The following is a 13,902-nucleotide window of genomic DNA, read 5'->3' on the forward strand; positions in this document are numbered from 1 at the left end:
GGGGCGGTATCAGGAGGGCCACGAATTGTAATCCGCCTGGTCAGGGATGGTGCAAAACGGGAACGGGTGCCTCAGTTGGCGTGCAGCACCTCGTTGAGCTCGATGCCGACGCCGGTCCGGTCGAGCACCTCGACGGTTCCCGTGGTGGAGTTGCGCCGGAACAGCAGGTTGCTGCGGCCCGCGAGGTCGCGCGCCTTGACGGGGGCGGTGCCGTCACCGTACGGGTCGGCCGCCGCGCCGAGCACCGTCACCTTGGTGCCCGCCGTGAGGTACAGGCCCGCCTCGACCACGCAGTCGTCGCCGAGGGGGATGCCGAGGCCGGCGTTGGCGCCCAGCAGGCAGCGTTCGCCGAGCGACACGACCTGCTTGCCGCCGCCGGACAGGGTGCCCATGATCGACGCGCCGCCGCCGACGTCGGACCCGTCGCCGACCGTGACACCCGCCGAGATGCGGCCCTCGACCATGGACGTGCCGAGCGTGCCCGCGTTGAAGTTGACGAAGCCCTCGTGCATCACGGTGGTGCCCGGGGCGAGGTACGCGCCGAGGCGGACGCGGTCGGCGTCGGCGATGCGGACGCCCGACGGGACGATGTAGTCGACCATGCGGGGGAACTTGTCGACGCCGAACACGGTGACGTGCCCGCGGGCGCGCAGCCGCAGCCGGGTCTCCTCGAAGCCGTCCACGGCGCACGGGCCGGCGCTGGTCCAGACGACGTTGGTCAGGGCCCCGAAGATGCCGTCCATGTTGAGGCCGTGCGGCTGGACGAGACGGGCCGAGAGCAGGTGGAGCCGCAGGTAGGCGTCCGAGACGCTCCGCGGCGGCTCGGCGAGGTCGATCTGCGTGGTCACGACCTCCAGCCGGACCCGGCGCACGTCGTCGGCGCCGGCGGCCGCGGTGAGCGACCCGGGCGGCGTGGCGCCGGCGGGCGCGTCGCCGAGGGCGGGCGCCGGGTACCAGGTGTCGAGGGTGGTGCCGTCGTCGGCGATCGTGGCAAGGCCGAAGCCCCATGCGGTCGTCATGCGTCCAGCCTAACGGCCACGCGGAGCCCATAGGCTTGTCCTGTGGACACCGCGATCGACCCTGCCCTGCTCGACCCGTCCGGCGAAGGGGCCGACCTGGTCGCCCTCACCCGGATCCTCTGCGACATCCCGTCCGTCAGCGGCGACGAGAAGGCCCTCGCCGACGCGATCGAGGTGGTCCTGCGCGGCTGCCCGCACCTGGAGGTGGTGCGCGACGGCGACGCCCTGGTGGCCCGGACGCACCTCGGCCGCGACCGGCGCGTGGTCGTGGCCGGGCACATCGACACCGTGCCGATCGCGGACAACCTGCCGACGCGTCTGGTCGAAGGGGCTGGCGGGGTCGACGGCGCAGGTACCGGGGGCGGTACGGGCGCCGTGCTCTGGGGCCGCGGCACCGTCGACATGCTGGGCGGCGTCGCCGTGGCCCTCGCGCTGGCGGTCGAGCTCGGGGCGCCCGGCACCGCGCCCGCCCACGACCTGACGTGGATCTTCTACGACCACGAGGAGGTGGACTCCGCGCTGAACGGCCTGGGCCGGCTGGCGCGCAACCAACCCGAGCTCCTGCGGGGCGACTTCGCGATCCTGGGGGAGCCCTCGAACGCCGGCATCGAGGGCGGCTGCAACGGCACGATGCGCGTCGAGGTGCGCACGCACGGCGTCGCCGCGCACTCGGCGCGGGCCTGGACGGGCGAGAACGCGATCCATGCGGTCGCGCCCGTGCTCGGCCGGCTGGCGGCCTACGAGCCGCGCGAGGTCGAGGTGGACGGACTGGTCTATCGCGAGGGCCTCAACGCCGTGCGGATCGAGGGCGGCATCGCGGGCAACGTGATCCCGGACGCGTGCACGGTGGAGGTGAACTACAGGTTCGCCCCCTCGCGCTCCGTCGCGGAGGCGGAGGCCCACCTGCGGGAGGTCTTCGACGGTTTCGAGGTCCTCGTGACGGACGCCGCCGGCGGCGCCCGTCCGGGCCTCGACGACCCGCTGGCGGCCCAGTTCGTGAAGTCGGTGCTGGCCACGACGGGTGGCGCCCCGGCGCCCAAGTACGGGTGGACCGACGTCGCCCGGTTCTCGGAGCTGGGGGTGCCCGCGGTGAACTTCGGGCCCGGCGACCCGCTGCTCGCGCACAAGGACGACGAGCACCTGCCGGTCGCGCAGCTCGCGCAGTGCCGCGACGCGCTGCGAGCCTGGCTCCTGGACGACTAGTTTGGTCGCATGAGCGACGACGGCATTCCACAGTCCGGCCGCGGCTATCGCCGTGGTCCGGTGCTCCTGCGCGGGAACCAGATCCCGCGCACCACGACGGACCAGCGCCTCCTGGCCTCCGACCAGGACACCGACTGGCTGCACTCCGACCCGTGGCGGGTGCTGCGCATCCAGAGCGAGTTCGTCGAGGGTTTCGGCGCGCTGGCCGAGCTCGGCCAGGCCGTCTCGGTCTTCGGCTCGGCGCGGACCAAGCCGGGCCACGCGGACTACGCCGCCGGCGAGACCGTGGGCCGGCTGCTGGTCGAGGCCGGCTACGCCGTCATCACGGGTGGCGGCCCCGGGATCATGGAGGCCGCGAACAAGGGTGCCGCCGAGGCGGGCGGCACGTCCGTGGGCCTCGGTATCGAGCTGCCCTTCGAACAGGGCGTGAACGAGTACGTAAATCTCGGAATCAACTTCCGCTACTTCTTCGCGCGAAAGACGATGTTCCTGAAGTACGCGCAGGGATTCATCGTCATGCCGGGCGGTTTCGGCACGTTCGACGAGCTGTTCGAGGCCGTCACCCTGGTGCAGACGCACAAGGTCACCCAGTTCCCGATCGTGCTCGTGGGCACGCGGTACTGGGGCGGTCTCCTGGAGTGGGTCCGCTCGACGGCGCTGGAGCACGGCACCATCAGCGAGGCCGACCTCGACATCGTCCACCTCACCGACGACCCGGCGGACGCGGTGCGGCACGTGGTCGACCGCGCCCACCAGATCGCGGCGGAGCAGGCGGCCCTGCAGGCGGCGGTGGCCGCCGAGCGCGCCACGGAGGAGGCCGCGGGCAACCGGCAGGGGCAGCTGAACTCCCTGGGCACCGCGTAGGTGGACCGCCCGGAGGTTCCCGGGACGGCGGTTCCGCCGCCGTCCGAGCGGCTGGTGCTGCGCGGGCGCGAGGTGGGGCGCGACGGCCGCGCGGTGCGACCGGTCGTGATGGCGGTGCTCAACCGCACCACCGACTCGTTCTACGCGCCCGCCCGGGTGCCCGACGACGCCGCGGCGCTGGCCGCCGCGGAGCGCGCCTGGGCCGACGGCGCCGAGATCCTCGACGTCGGCGGCGTGCGGGCGGGCAACGGCGCTCCCGTCGACGAGGCCGAGGAGATCCGGCGCGTCGTGCCGTTCGTGGCCGCCGTGCGCCGCGCCGTGCCCGACCTGCTGGTCTCGGTCGACACGTGGCGTGCGGGGGTGGCCCGCGCCGCGATCGACGCCGGCGCGGACCTGATCAACGACACCTGGGCCGGGCACGATCCCGGCCTCGTGGAGGTGGCGGGTGCCGCCGGCGTCGGCGTCGTGTGCTCGCACACGGGCGGCGCCGTGCCGCGCACGGACCCGTACCGCGTGGAGTACGGCCTGGCCGCGGGGGCGGGGGACGGGCGCGACGGCCTGGTGGCCGACGTCGTGGCGACCCTGCGGGCCGCCGCGGAGCGGGCCGTCGCGACCGGTGTGCCGCGCGAGTCCGTGCTCGTGGACCCGACCCACGACTTCGGCAAGAACACGTGGCACTCGCTGCATCTCCTGCGGCGCACGGAGGCGCTCGCCGGGCTCGGCTTTCCGTTGCTCATGGCGCTCTCCCGCAAGGACTTCGTGGGGGAGACGCTCGACCTGCCGCCCGAGGAGCGCCTGGAGGGGACGCTGGCCGCGACGGCGGTGGCCGCGTGGCTCGGCGCGCGGGTCTTCCGGGCCCACGACGTGGCCGCGACGCGTCGGGTGCTCGACCTCGTGGCTGCCCTGCGCGACGAGGCGCCGCCGGCCGCCGCCCTGAGGGGTCTTGCCTGAGCCCACGCACGATTCGACTCCCTTCCGGGCACCCGGTCGGGTGAACGACCGACGAATGGGCGAGTGGAAAGTAAGGAGCGCCATTTGAACTAGAATGGGTCTGTGCCCTCGGCGTTCGCCGGAGACATGAATGCTGCTACACACCGGACAACGGAATGGGAGAGCCACACATGGCTGCGATGAAGCCGCGAACGGGTGACGGACCGCTCGAGGTCACCAAGGAGGGGCGCGGCATTGTCATGCGTGTGCCGCTCGAGGGCGGCGGTCGGCTCGTCGTCGAGCTCAACGCGACCGAGGCCAGCGAGCTCGGAGACGCTCTCCAGACCGTCGTCGGCTGACCCGGCCGACCCGGTCTCCAGTCTTTCGGCGGCCGTCCGTCGCGAGAACCGGCCTCTCGGCAGGTCAGCGGCGGACGGCCAGCAGCAGCCCGTCCCCGCTCGGCAGCATGGCGGGCAGCACCCGCTCGTCGTTCCGCAGCGTCCGGCCCACCTCGCGCACCACGGTGGTGAGCTCGTCGCGACGTGCGGGGTCCGCCACCCGGTCCCGCAGCAGGGCGCTGTCGACGGCGAGCACGCCGCCCGGGCGCAGCAGCCGCAGGGCCTCGTCCACGTACTCGGGGTACGCGAGCGGGTCGCTCGCCACGAGCACCAGATCGTAGGCGCCGTCCGCCAGCCGCGGCAGCACGTCCCCGGGCCGCCCGGGGATGATCCGGGTGCGGTGCGGGGCCACGCCGTCCTCCACGAACGCCGCGCGCGCGGCGCGCTGGTGCTCCACCTCCCGGTCGATGGTGGTGAGCTGGCCGTCCTGCGGCATGCCCCGCAGCAGCCAGAGCGCTGCCACCCCGGCCCCCGTGCCGACCTCCACCACGGCGTGCGCGTTCGTGGCGGCCGCGAGCACCCGCAGCACCGCGCCGACCCCGGGCAGCACGGCGGTGCAGCCCAGCTCCGAGGCGCGTTCGCGGGCGCGCAGCAGCACCTCGTCCTCGGGGACGAAGGCCTCGCTGTAGACCCAGGCCGCGACCCTGCCGTGGCCTGACGGCTCCGCTGTGCTGATGGCTTCCTCCGCTGAACCGGGCAGTTGTGTACATCACGTGCGGCGTCAGGGTACAGCCCGTGGGAACGCCTGGGCTTTGACGTACGTTGAGAGGACGATGACTTCTGTGAGCACTCGCCCAGCAGCAGACGCGGCCGCGTCGGTACCCTCCGGGGCCGGCGCGGCAGACCTGCCCTGGCAACCGCCTACCTGGGAAGAGATCGTGCGCGAGCACTCCGCGCGCGTCTACCGGCTCGCCTACCGTCTGACCGGCAACAAGCAGGACGCCGAGGACCTGACGCAGGAGACCTTCATCCGGGTGTTCCGTTCGCTGTCCAGCTACACGCCGGGCACGTTCGAGGGCTGGCTGCACCGCATCACCACCAACCTGTTCCTGGACCAGGCGCGCCGCAAGAAGCGCATCCGCATGGAGGCGATGGGTGACGACGACGGTCACGTCGCCGACACCGGCGACTTCGGCCGCCCGGAGCGCGGGTACGAGCATGCCAACCTGGACCAGGACGTGCAGCGCGCGCTCGACGCCCTGCGCCCCGAGTACCGCGCGGCCGTGGTGCTGTGCGACATCGAGGGCCTGAGCTACGAGGAGATCGCCGTGACCCTGGGCGTCAAGCTCGGCACCGTGCGCTCCCGGATCCACCGCGCCCGGGCCCAGCTCCGCGACGCCCTGGAGCACCTGGCGCCGACGCGCGGGGGCGTGCGATGAGCCACCTCGGTGACCTGGTCAGCGCGCTGGCCGACGGGCAGCTCTCGCCCGCGGAGACGGAGCGCGCGCTCTCCCACGTGACGATGTGCCGCCTGTGCGCCCGCGAGCTCGACACGGCGCGCGCGGCTCGGCGGGCGCTCCTGTCGGCCGCCGACGTGGTGCCCGACCCGGCCCTCACCGCTCGGCTGATGGCGCTGCAGGCCAGCATCCCGTCCACCGACGAGGACCCGCTGCGCCGCCCGTTCCTGGGTCCGGACCCGCTGGCCGCGCCGGTGTGGCAGGCCTCGGCCTTCGGCGACTTCGACGGCCGGATCGACCGCCCGGCGCGCCGCCGCAGGACGGCCCGGATCACCGCGCTCGGCGTCGGCGGCGCCGGCGTGCTGGGCCTCGCCCTCTTCACGCTCGGCGACGTGCCCGTGGTGTCCCCGCAGCTCTCCGCGCAGACCAGCATGACGATGCTCGGCCGCACGGGGCCCGACGCCGCGGCGGCCGGCCAGGACGTGCTCGCGGAGCTCGACGTGGACCCCGCCCAGGTCACGCCCGCCGCGCTCGACTGGGCCGCGGACAACGGCTGGGTGGCGCCCGCCGACCTGCCCGACGGCTACACCGTCTCGGCCATGCGCCTGGTGGGCGACGAGGGCCAGACGCTGGAGATCGACCTCACCGGTCCCTCGGGCCACGCCGTGGTGCGCGAGCGCGCCGGGCAGCTCGCCCAGGGCGGTACGACGGTCGGCGGCGTCCAGGTGCTCGCCACGGAGCCCGCCCACGTGGCGTGGCAGTCCGACGACATGGTGGTCGACGTCGTCGCCGACGCGCCGGAGGAGGTGCTGACCGAGCTCGTGGCATCGTTCGGTGAGCATGGCTACGATGCCGGGGTCCTGCCCCGCATCGCCCGCGGGTGGCACACCGTGACAGGAGCCATCGAAAGCCCATGACCGACGAGAACCCGTTCGCGCCTCCCACACCGCGCGCAGCAGTGCCCCCCGCGAACGAGCCGACGCCGGCCGCGGGGCGCACGCCCGAACCCGCGCCCACGGGGGCGCCGGCAGAGGAGCCGGCGGCCGAGCGTCCGACGGAGCAGCTCCCGGTGCAGCACGCCCCCGCGCAGCACGCCCCCGCGCAGCACGCCCCGGCGCAGGGCCAGCCGGCCCAGAGCCAGCCGACGCAGCAGCTCCCGACGACGGGCTACCTGACCACGATCCCCGCGCCGCCGGCCGTCGGGCAGGACGCGCCGCACACGGGCTCCGAGCACCCGGGAGCGTCCCGCACGGGGACGGACCCCCACGGCACGGCACCCCACGGGACCGCCCCGTACGGCACGGCGCAGCCGCCCCGGTCGCGCCGGAGCAGGCTCGGCGCGGGGACGGTGTCCGCCGTCGTGCTGCTGGGCCTGCTCGCCGGTGCGGGCGGCGGCGTGGGCGCCTACGCGCTCCTGGACGCCCGCGAGACGGCACGCCCGGCGGACGCCGCGCTGCCCCGGCCCGCCGCGGGCACCACCCACGTGGACCGTCCCGAGGGCTCGGTGGCCGCGATCGCCGCGGCCGCGCTGCCGAGCGTGGTCTCGATCGAGGTGCGCGCCCAGCAGGGCGTGGCCACCGGGTCGGGCATGATCCTGAAGTCCGAGGGCTACATCCTCACGAACAACCACGTGGTCGCCGAGGCGGCCTCGGGGGCGGACGTGACGGTCACCTTCTCGGACGGCCACGAGCAGCCCGCCGAGCTGGTGGGGGCCACGCCGGACTACGACCTCGCCGTCATCCGGGTCGAGGAGACGGGGCTGGAGCCGCTCGTGCTGGGCGACTCCGACGACGTCGTGGTCGGCGACTCGGTGCTCGCCGTCGGTTCGCCGCTCGGCCTGGAGGCAACGGTGACCACCGGCATCGTCAGCGCGCTGCACCGCCCGGTCAAGGCGGGGGAGTCCGCGGAGGCGGCCTTCATCGACGCCATCCAGACGGACGCCGCGATCAACCCCGGCAACTCCGGCGGCCCGCTCGTCAACTCGGCGGGCGAGGTGATCGGCATCAACTCGGCCATCGCGCAGGGGCCGGGCACCACCACGGCCACCGGCAACATCGGCCTCGGTTTCGCCATCCCGTCCAACCAGGCGCGGCACACGGCCGAGCAGCTCATCGAGACGGGCACCGCGACGTTCCCGATCATCGGCGTGCTGCTCGACCCCAGCTACCAGGGCGAGGGTGTCCAGGTGTCCGAGGAGGCCCAGCAGGGCACGCCCGCGGTGACGCCGGACGGTCCCGCCGACCAGGCCGGCATCAAGCCCGGCGACGTGATCCTCGCGGTCGACGGCCGCCCCGTGTCGGTGGCCGACGAGCTCATCGTCGCGATCCGCGCCAAGGCGCCCGGCGACCCGGTGACGCTCGAGGTGCGGTCCGGGAACGACGAGCGCGAGGTCCGCGTGGTGCTCGAAGAGCGGTCGAGCGGCCAGTGAACGGGGTTCATCCGGCGTTCTCCGGGCCGTCCCGCGACGCGAGTAGGCTCTGACCGTGTTCGGTATCAACGGCTGGGAGTTCGTGATCATCCTGGTGGTCGCGATGCTCGTGATCGGCCCGGAGCGCCTGCCCACCTACGCGGAGCAGCTCGGCGCCCTGGTGCGTCGTGGCCGCGACCTGCTCCAGAACGCCAAGGCCCGCGTCGACGACGAGCTCGGGCCGGAGTTCAGCGACGTGGACTGGTCCAAGCTCGACCCGCGCCAGTACGACCCGCGCAGGATCGTGCGGGACGCGCTGATGGACGACGGCCCGTCCGAGTACTCCCGGTCCGCCGCCTCGCGGGCCGCGGACGGGGTCGCGGCGCGCAACGGCATGTCAGCGACGTCGGCCGGACCGGCCGCGGAACCCGGGAAGGCGCCGTACGACGACGAAGCGACCTGAGGATTCGGTGAGCGCGCATGGACCTGCCAGAATGTTGGCCATGTCGTCCCACACCCCGACCGCGCCGGACACCGCTGCCGTGGCCGACCACCCCACCCGGAAGCGCATCTTCTCCGGGATGCAGCCGACCGACGGCTCGCTCCACCTGGGCAACTACATCGGTGCCCTGTCCCAGTGGATCGCGCTGCAGGACTCCTACGACGCGCTCTACTGCGTCGTCGACCTGCACGCGCTGACGGTCAACCCCGACCCGGCGCTGCTGCGCGAGCGCACCCGCCGCACCGCCGCGCAGTACCTGGCCGGCGGCATCGACCCCGAGCGGTCCATCCTGTTCGTGCAGTCGCACGTGGCGGCGCACGCCGAGCTGGCGTGGCTGCTGAGCTGCCAGACCGGGTTCGGCGAGGCCGGGCGCATGACGCAGTTCAAGGACAAGTCGGCGAAGCAGGGCAGCGAGGGCACCACGGTCGGGCTCTTCACGTACCCCGTGCTGATGGCGGCCGACATCCTGCTGTACGACGCCGGCCTGGTCCCCGTGGGCGAGGACCAGCGCCAGCACCTGGAGCTCACCCGCGACCTCGCGGAGCGCCTGAACAGCCGCTTCGGTGAGGGCACCGCCGTCGTGCCGGACGCGCACATCGTCAAGGCCGTGGCGAAGATCCAGGACCTGCAGGACCCGAGCGCCAAGATGAGCAAGTCCAGCACCGGCGGCAAGGGCGTCGTCTGGCTGCTGGAGGACCCCAAGAAGGCGGTCAAGGCCATCAAGTCGGCCGTGACCGACGCCGACGAGTCCTACGGCGTGCGCTTCGACCCGGCCGAGAAGCCGGGCATCTCGAACCTGCTGACGATCTTCTCGGCCGTGACCGGCCGTGACATCGACTCGATCGCCAAGGAGTACGACGGCCGCGGCTACGGCTACCTCAAGGTGGACCTGGCCGACGCCGTCGTCGCCTTCCTCGAGCCGTTCCAGGCCCGGGCCAACACGTACCTCGCGGACCCCGCGCAGCTCGACAAGGTGCTGGCCGACGGCGCCGACCGGGCCCGCGCGATCGCCCGCCCGGTGCTGGACCGGATGTACGAACGGTTCGGGCTGCTGCCCGCGCGAGGCGAACGGTGAACCTCCCCGAGCGCGGACCGGGCCAGGTCCGCATCGGGATCGCGATCGAGATCCCGGAGCCCTACGCCGCGCAGCTCAGCGCGGCGCGGGTGGCTGCCGACGACCCGCTCGCGAACTTCATCCCTCCCCACATCACGCTGCTGGGACCCACGCTGCTCGACGCCGGGCGGCTCGCCGAGGCGCGGGAGCACCTGGCCGCCGTGGCCGCGGCCGCGCCGCCGTTCACCGTGCGGCTGCGCGGCACGGCCACCTTCCGGCCCATCTCGCCGGTGGTGTTCGTGGCCCTGGCGCAGGGCATCTCCGAGTGCGAGCGGCTGGAGGCGAGCGTGCGCACGGGGATCCTGGACGGCGAGCTGCGGTTCAACTACCACCCGCACGTGACCATCGCGCACGAGGTGCCCGATGCCGACCTCGACAAGGCGTTCGAGGCGATGGCGGACTACTCCGCGGACTTCGACGTCGACCGGTTCTACCAGTACGAGCACGGTGACGACGGGATCTGGCGACCACAGGCGGCGTTCCCCCTCGGCGTCTAGTCTCGTCGCGATGAGGCGGCTGATCGAGCTCGGGCGGGCGGCCTGGGCGGCCTGGGAGGCGACGCGCGCCGGGCGTGCCCTCAACCGGTACAACACGGCCAACGGCAGCGTGCTGTCCGGCGGTATGGCCTTCGCGGCGCTGTTCTCGCTGTTCGCGGCCCTCGCGATCGGCTACACGGTGTTCGTCCGGGTGCTCGGCGGCGACAACGACCTGCGGGTCGCGGTGCTGGCGCAGGTCGACGACTGGGTCCCTGGCCTGGTGGACACGGGCAGCGGGGGCGTGCTGACGCCGTCGGACCTGGTGCTGTCGACGGGACTGAGCTGGACGTCCGTCGTCGCGGCTGTCGTGCTGCTCTGGTCCGCGACGGGCTTCATGGGCGCGCTGCGCTCGTCGGTGCGCGCGATGTTCGGCCTGACGGAGAGCACCGGCAACCCGGTCACCGAGCGGCTGCGCCAGCTCCTGGGGTTCGTGCTGCTGGGGGCCGGCGTGCTGCTGGCGGCGGCGGCGAGCGTCGCGGCGTCGGCCGCAGTGCCCTGGGTGCTGGAGAGCCTGGGTCTGGACGGCGGGGTGGTGTCGTTCGCCGTGCGCGCCGGCGGGATGGCCGTGACGCTGGCGCTCGACGTCGCAGTGGTGGCCGCCGTGGTGCGCTACGTGGGCGGCGTGCGCGTGCCGCGGCGCGACCTGCTGCTCGGCGCCGTGGCCGTCGGCGTCGTCTCCGGGGCCCTGCGCTACCTCGGCACCGAGGTGATCACGAGCGCGGCCTCCCGCAACGCCCTGCTGGCGTCCTTCGCGGTGGTGGCCACCGTGCTGATCCTGGTCAACATCCTGGCCCGGGTCCTCCTCCTGGCCTCGGCCTGGATGTCGGAGGCCGATCCCCCGGCCTCGGAGGCCGATCCCTCGGCCGCGGACACGCAGAACGGGGCGGCATAGGACCTCGTCCCGTGCCGCCCCGCTCTCCCCGAAGGATCAGAACGCGCGGGTGATCATCGCGCGCTTGACCTCCTGGATCGCCTTCGTCACCTCGATGCCGCGGGGGCACGCCTCGGTGCAGTTGAAGGTCGTGCGGCAGCGCCACACGCCCTCCTTGTCGTTGAGGATCTCCAGGCGCTGCGTGCCACCCTCGTCACGGCTGTCGAAGATGAAGCGGTGCGCGTTCACGATCGCGGCCGGGCCGAAGTACTGGCCGTCCGTCCAGAACACCGGGCAGGACGACGTGCACGCGGCGCACAGGATGCACTTGGTGGTGTCGTCGAACTTCGCGCGGTCCTCGGGGGACTGGTAGCGCTCCTTGGAGGGCTCGTTCCCGGAGGTGATGAGGAACGGCATGATCTCGCGGTAGGAGGCGAAGAACGGCTCCATGTCGACCACGAGGTCCTTCACGACCGGCAGGCCCTTGATGGGCTCGACCGTGATGGGCTTGTCCGGGTTGACGTCCTTGAGCAGCGTCTTGCAGGCGAGGCGGTTGCGGCCGTTGATCCGCATCGCGTCCGACCCGCAGACTCCGTGAGCACAGGAGCGGCGGAACGTGAGCGAGCCGTCCTCGTCCCACTTGATCTTGTGCAGGGCGTCGAGGATGCGGTCGGTGCCGTGCGCCTCGACGGTGAAGTCCTCCCAGGTGGCCTCTTCGGACACCTCGGGGTTGAACCGCCGGATGCGCAGCGTGACCGTGAACGAGGGGATCTCGCCCGCGGCGGGAGTCGGGGTGGCGGCTTCGAGTGTGGCAGTCATCAGTACTTACGCTCCATCGGCTCGTACCGGGTCTGGACGACGGGCTTGGAGCCCAGGACGACCTTGTAGCCGTCGAACTCCTCGACGTGGTCGAAGTAGCCCTCGACGTGACCCTCGGCCTGGTCGGACGCCGCGGTGGGGCGCCGGTAGGCCATGGTGTGCAGCATGTAGTTGGCGTCGTCGCGGTGGGGGAAGTCCTCGCGGTAGTGACCGCCGCGCGACTCCTTGCGGTTGATCGCCGCGACCACGGTGACCTCGGCGATGTCGAGCAGGAAGCCCAGCTCGATCGCCTCCAGCAGGTCGGTGTTGAAGAGCTTGCCCTTGTCCTGGACGGACGCGTTGCGGTAGCGCTTCTGCAGCTCGCGGATGTCGGCCAGGGCCTGGTTCAGCGAGTCGCCCGTGCGGAACACCTGGGCGTTGAGGTCCATGGTGTCCTGCAGCGCCTTGCGGATGTCCGCCACGCGCTCGCCGTCGGGCCGGTTGCGCATCTCGTCGAGCTGCTCGACCACGCGCACCGTCGGGTCCGCGGGGAGGTCGTGGAACTCCGCGGTCTTCGCGTACGCGGCGGCCGCCCGGCCGGAGCGCTTGCCGAACACGTTGATGTCGAGCAGCGAGTTGGTGCCGAGGCGGTTGGAGCCGTGCACGGACACGCAGGCGACCTCACCGGCGGCGTAGAGGCCCTTGACCACGTTGACGCCGTCTCGGAGCACCTCGCCCTGGATGTTGGTCGGCACGCCGCCCATGGCGTAGTGCGCCGTGGGGTACACCGGGACGGGCTCGGTGTAGGGCTCGATGCCCAGGTAGGTGCGCGCGAACTCGGTGATGTCCGGGAGCTTGGCGTCGATGTGCGCCGGCTCCAGGTGCGTCAGGTCGAGCAGCACGTAGTCCTTGTTCGGCCCGGCGCCCCGGCCCTCGCGGACCTCGTTGGCCATGGACCGGGCCACGATGTCGCGCGGCGCGAGGTCCTTGATGGTGGGGGCGTAGCGCTCCATGAAGCGCTCGCCCTCGGAGTTGCGCAGGATGCCGCCCTCGCCGCGGGCAGCCTCCGACAGCAGGATGCCCAGGCCCGCGAGACCTGTCGGGTGGAACTGGAAGAACTCCATGTCCTCCAGCGGCAGGCCGCGGCGGTACGCCAGCGCCATGCCGTCACCGGTCAGGGTGTGCGCGTTCGAGGTGGTCTTGAAGATCTTCCCGGCGCCGCCCGTGGCGAAGATGATCGCCTTGGCCTGGAACACGTGGATCTCGCCGGTGGCCAGGTCGTAGGCGACCACGCCGGTGGCGTTGACCTCCTCGCCGTCCGCGATCTCCTCGGTGGTGAGGTCGTGGTCGGTGATGAGGTCCAGCACGTAGAACTCGTTGAAGAACTCGACGTCCTGCTTGACGCAGTTCTGGTAGAGCGTCTGGAGGATCATGTGGCCGGTGCGGTCGGCGGCGTAGCACGCGCGGCGCACGGCGGACTGGCCGTGGTCACGGGTGTGCCCGCCGAAGCGGCGCTGGTCGATCTTGCCCTCGGGGGTGCGGTTGAACGGGAGGCCCATCCGCTCCAGGTCGAGGACGGACTCGATGGCTTCCTTCGCGAGGATCTCGGCCGCGTCCTGGTCGACGAGGTAGTCGCCGCCCTTGACGGTGTCGAACGTGTGCCATTCCCAGTTGTCGTCCTCGACGTTGGCGAGGGCCGCGGCCATGCCGCCCTGGGCGGCACCCGTGTGGGAGCGGGTGGGGTACAGCTTGGAGATCACCGCGGTGCGGGCCTCCTTCGACGACTCGAGGGCGGCGCGCATTCCTGCGCCGCCGGCGCCGACGATCACGACGTCGTACTGATGGGTCTGCATCGGGCTCGAT

15 protein-coding genes are annotated in these 13,902 nt (G+C 72.6%); 11 read left to right on the plus strand and 4 right to left on the minus strand.

Going from position 1 to position 13,902, the window contains the following annotated elements; all coding sequences use genetic code 11:
* Positions 1-71: 71 nt before the first annotated feature.
* The gene (gene dapD / locus QRN56_RS09755) at positions 72-1,019 is read right to left on the minus strand and encodes a 2,3,4,5-tetrahydropyridine-2,6-dicarboxylate N-succinyltransferase (RefSeq protein WP_285102720.1); all 948 of its coding nucleotides are present in this window, start codon (positions 1,017-1,019) and stop codon (positions 72-74) included.
* Between the two features lie 42 nt (positions 1,020-1,061).
* On the opposite strand from dapD, the gene dapE reads away from it, so the two are divergent.
* From dapE to QRN56_RS09775, 4 genes are all read left to right on the plus strand, one after another.
* Positions 1,062-2,222, plus strand: coding sequence for a succinyl-diaminopimelate desuccinylase (gene dapE, locus QRN56_RS09760; protein WP_285102722.1), 1,161 nt, complete (start codon positions 1,062-1,064; stop codon positions 2,220-2,222).
* Positions 2,223-2,231: 9 nt separating this feature from the next.
* The gene (locus QRN56_RS09765; protein ID WP_285102724.1) at positions 2,232-3,086 is read left to right on the plus strand and encodes an LOG family protein; all 855 of its coding nucleotides are present in this window, start codon (positions 2,232-2,234) and stop codon (positions 3,084-3,086) included.
* On the plus strand, positions 3,087-4,037 hold the full coding sequence (gene folP, locus QRN56_RS09770) for a dihydropteroate synthase (RefSeq protein ID WP_285102726.1): 951 nt from the start codon (positions 3,087-3,089) through the stop codon (positions 4,035-4,037). It abuts the gene before it with no gap.
* Positions 4,038-4,207: 170 nt separating this feature from the next.
* The gene (locus QRN56_RS09775; RefSeq protein WP_084467633.1) at positions 4,208-4,375 is read left to right on the plus strand and encodes a DUF3117 domain-containing protein; all 168 of its coding nucleotides are present in this window, start codon (positions 4,208-4,210) and stop codon (positions 4,373-4,375) included.
* A gap of 64 nt (positions 4,376-4,439) precedes the next feature.
* On the opposite strand, the gene QRN56_RS09780 is transcribed toward QRN56_RS09775, so the two are convergent.
* Entirely contained in the window at positions 4,440-5,012 is a 573-nt protein-coding gene (locus QRN56_RS09780; RefSeq protein ID WP_350224564.1) for an O-methyltransferase, read from the minus strand.
* Between the two features lie 175 nt (positions 5,013-5,187).
* Here QRN56_RS09780 and sigE point away from each other — a divergent pair, with 175 nt between their 5' ends.
* Genes sigE through QRN56_RS09815 form a run of 7 tightly spaced genes read left to right on the plus strand, consistent with a single transcriptional unit; the run spans position 5,188 to position 11,262 of the window.
* Positions 5,188-5,793: an RNA polymerase sigma factor SigE gene (gene sigE, locus QRN56_RS09785; RefSeq protein WP_285102728.1), complete on the plus strand. Its 606-nt coding sequence runs from the start codon at positions 5,188-5,190 to the stop codon at positions 5,791-5,793.
* Entirely contained in the window at positions 5,790-6,728 is a 939-nt protein-coding gene (locus QRN56_RS09790; protein WP_285102729.1) for a zf-HC2 domain-containing protein, read from the plus strand. The genes sigE and QRN56_RS09790 overlap by 4 nt, the downstream gene beginning before the upstream one ends.
* A complete protein-coding gene (locus QRN56_RS09795; RefSeq protein WP_285102730.1) occupies positions 6,725-8,239 on the plus strand; it encodes a S1C family serine protease in 1,515 nt (504 codons plus the stop codon). The genes QRN56_RS09790 and QRN56_RS09795 overlap by 4 nt, the downstream gene beginning before the upstream one ends.
* 55 nt (positions 8,240-8,294) lie before the next feature.
* Complete coding sequence (locus QRN56_RS09800) at positions 8,295-8,681, plus strand: twin-arginine translocase TatA/TatE family subunit (RefSeq protein ID WP_285102732.1); 387 nt, start codon at positions 8,295-8,297, stop codon at positions 8,679-8,681.
* A 40-nt stretch (positions 8,682-8,721) separates the two neighbouring features.
* The gene (trpS, locus tag QRN56_RS09805; RefSeq protein ID WP_285102734.1) at positions 8,722-9,795 is read left to right on the plus strand and encodes a tryptophan--tRNA ligase; all 1,074 of its coding nucleotides are present in this window, start codon (positions 8,722-8,724) and stop codon (positions 9,793-9,795) included.
* Positions 9,792-10,331, plus strand: coding sequence for a 2'-5' RNA ligase family protein (locus tag QRN56_RS09810; protein WP_285102735.1), 540 nt, complete (start codon positions 9,792-9,794; stop codon positions 10,329-10,331). Before trpS ends, QRN56_RS09810 begins: the two co-directional genes overlap by 4 nt.
* A 10-nt stretch (positions 10,332-10,341) precedes the next feature.
* Complete coding sequence (locus QRN56_RS09815) at positions 10,342-11,262, plus strand: YihY/virulence factor BrkB family protein (protein ID WP_285102736.1); 921 nt, start codon at positions 10,342-10,344, stop codon at positions 11,260-11,262.
* 36 nt (positions 11,263-11,298) lie between these two features.
* On the opposite strand, the gene QRN56_RS09820 is transcribed toward QRN56_RS09815, so the two are convergent.
* Together QRN56_RS09820 and sdhA are read right to left on the minus strand one after the other, a co-directional pair.
* Positions 11,299-12,060: a succinate dehydrogenase iron-sulfur subunit gene (locus tag QRN56_RS09820; RefSeq protein ID WP_285102738.1), complete on the minus strand. Its 762-nt coding sequence runs from the start codon at positions 12,058-12,060 to the stop codon at positions 11,299-11,301.
* Positions 12,060-13,892, minus strand: coding sequence for a succinate dehydrogenase flavoprotein subunit (gene sdhA / locus QRN56_RS09825; RefSeq protein WP_285102740.1), 1,833 nt, complete (start codon positions 13,890-13,892; stop codon positions 12,060-12,062). The genes QRN56_RS09820 and sdhA overlap by 1 nt, the downstream gene beginning before the upstream one ends.
* Between the last annotated feature and the right edge of the window lie 10 nt (positions 13,893-13,902).

Origin of the sequence: Promicromonospora sp. MEB111 (assembly GCF_030209445.1) — a bacterium.
Classification (GTDB): Bacteria; Actinomycetota; Actinomycetes; order Actinomycetales; family Cellulomonadaceae; genus Promicromonospora.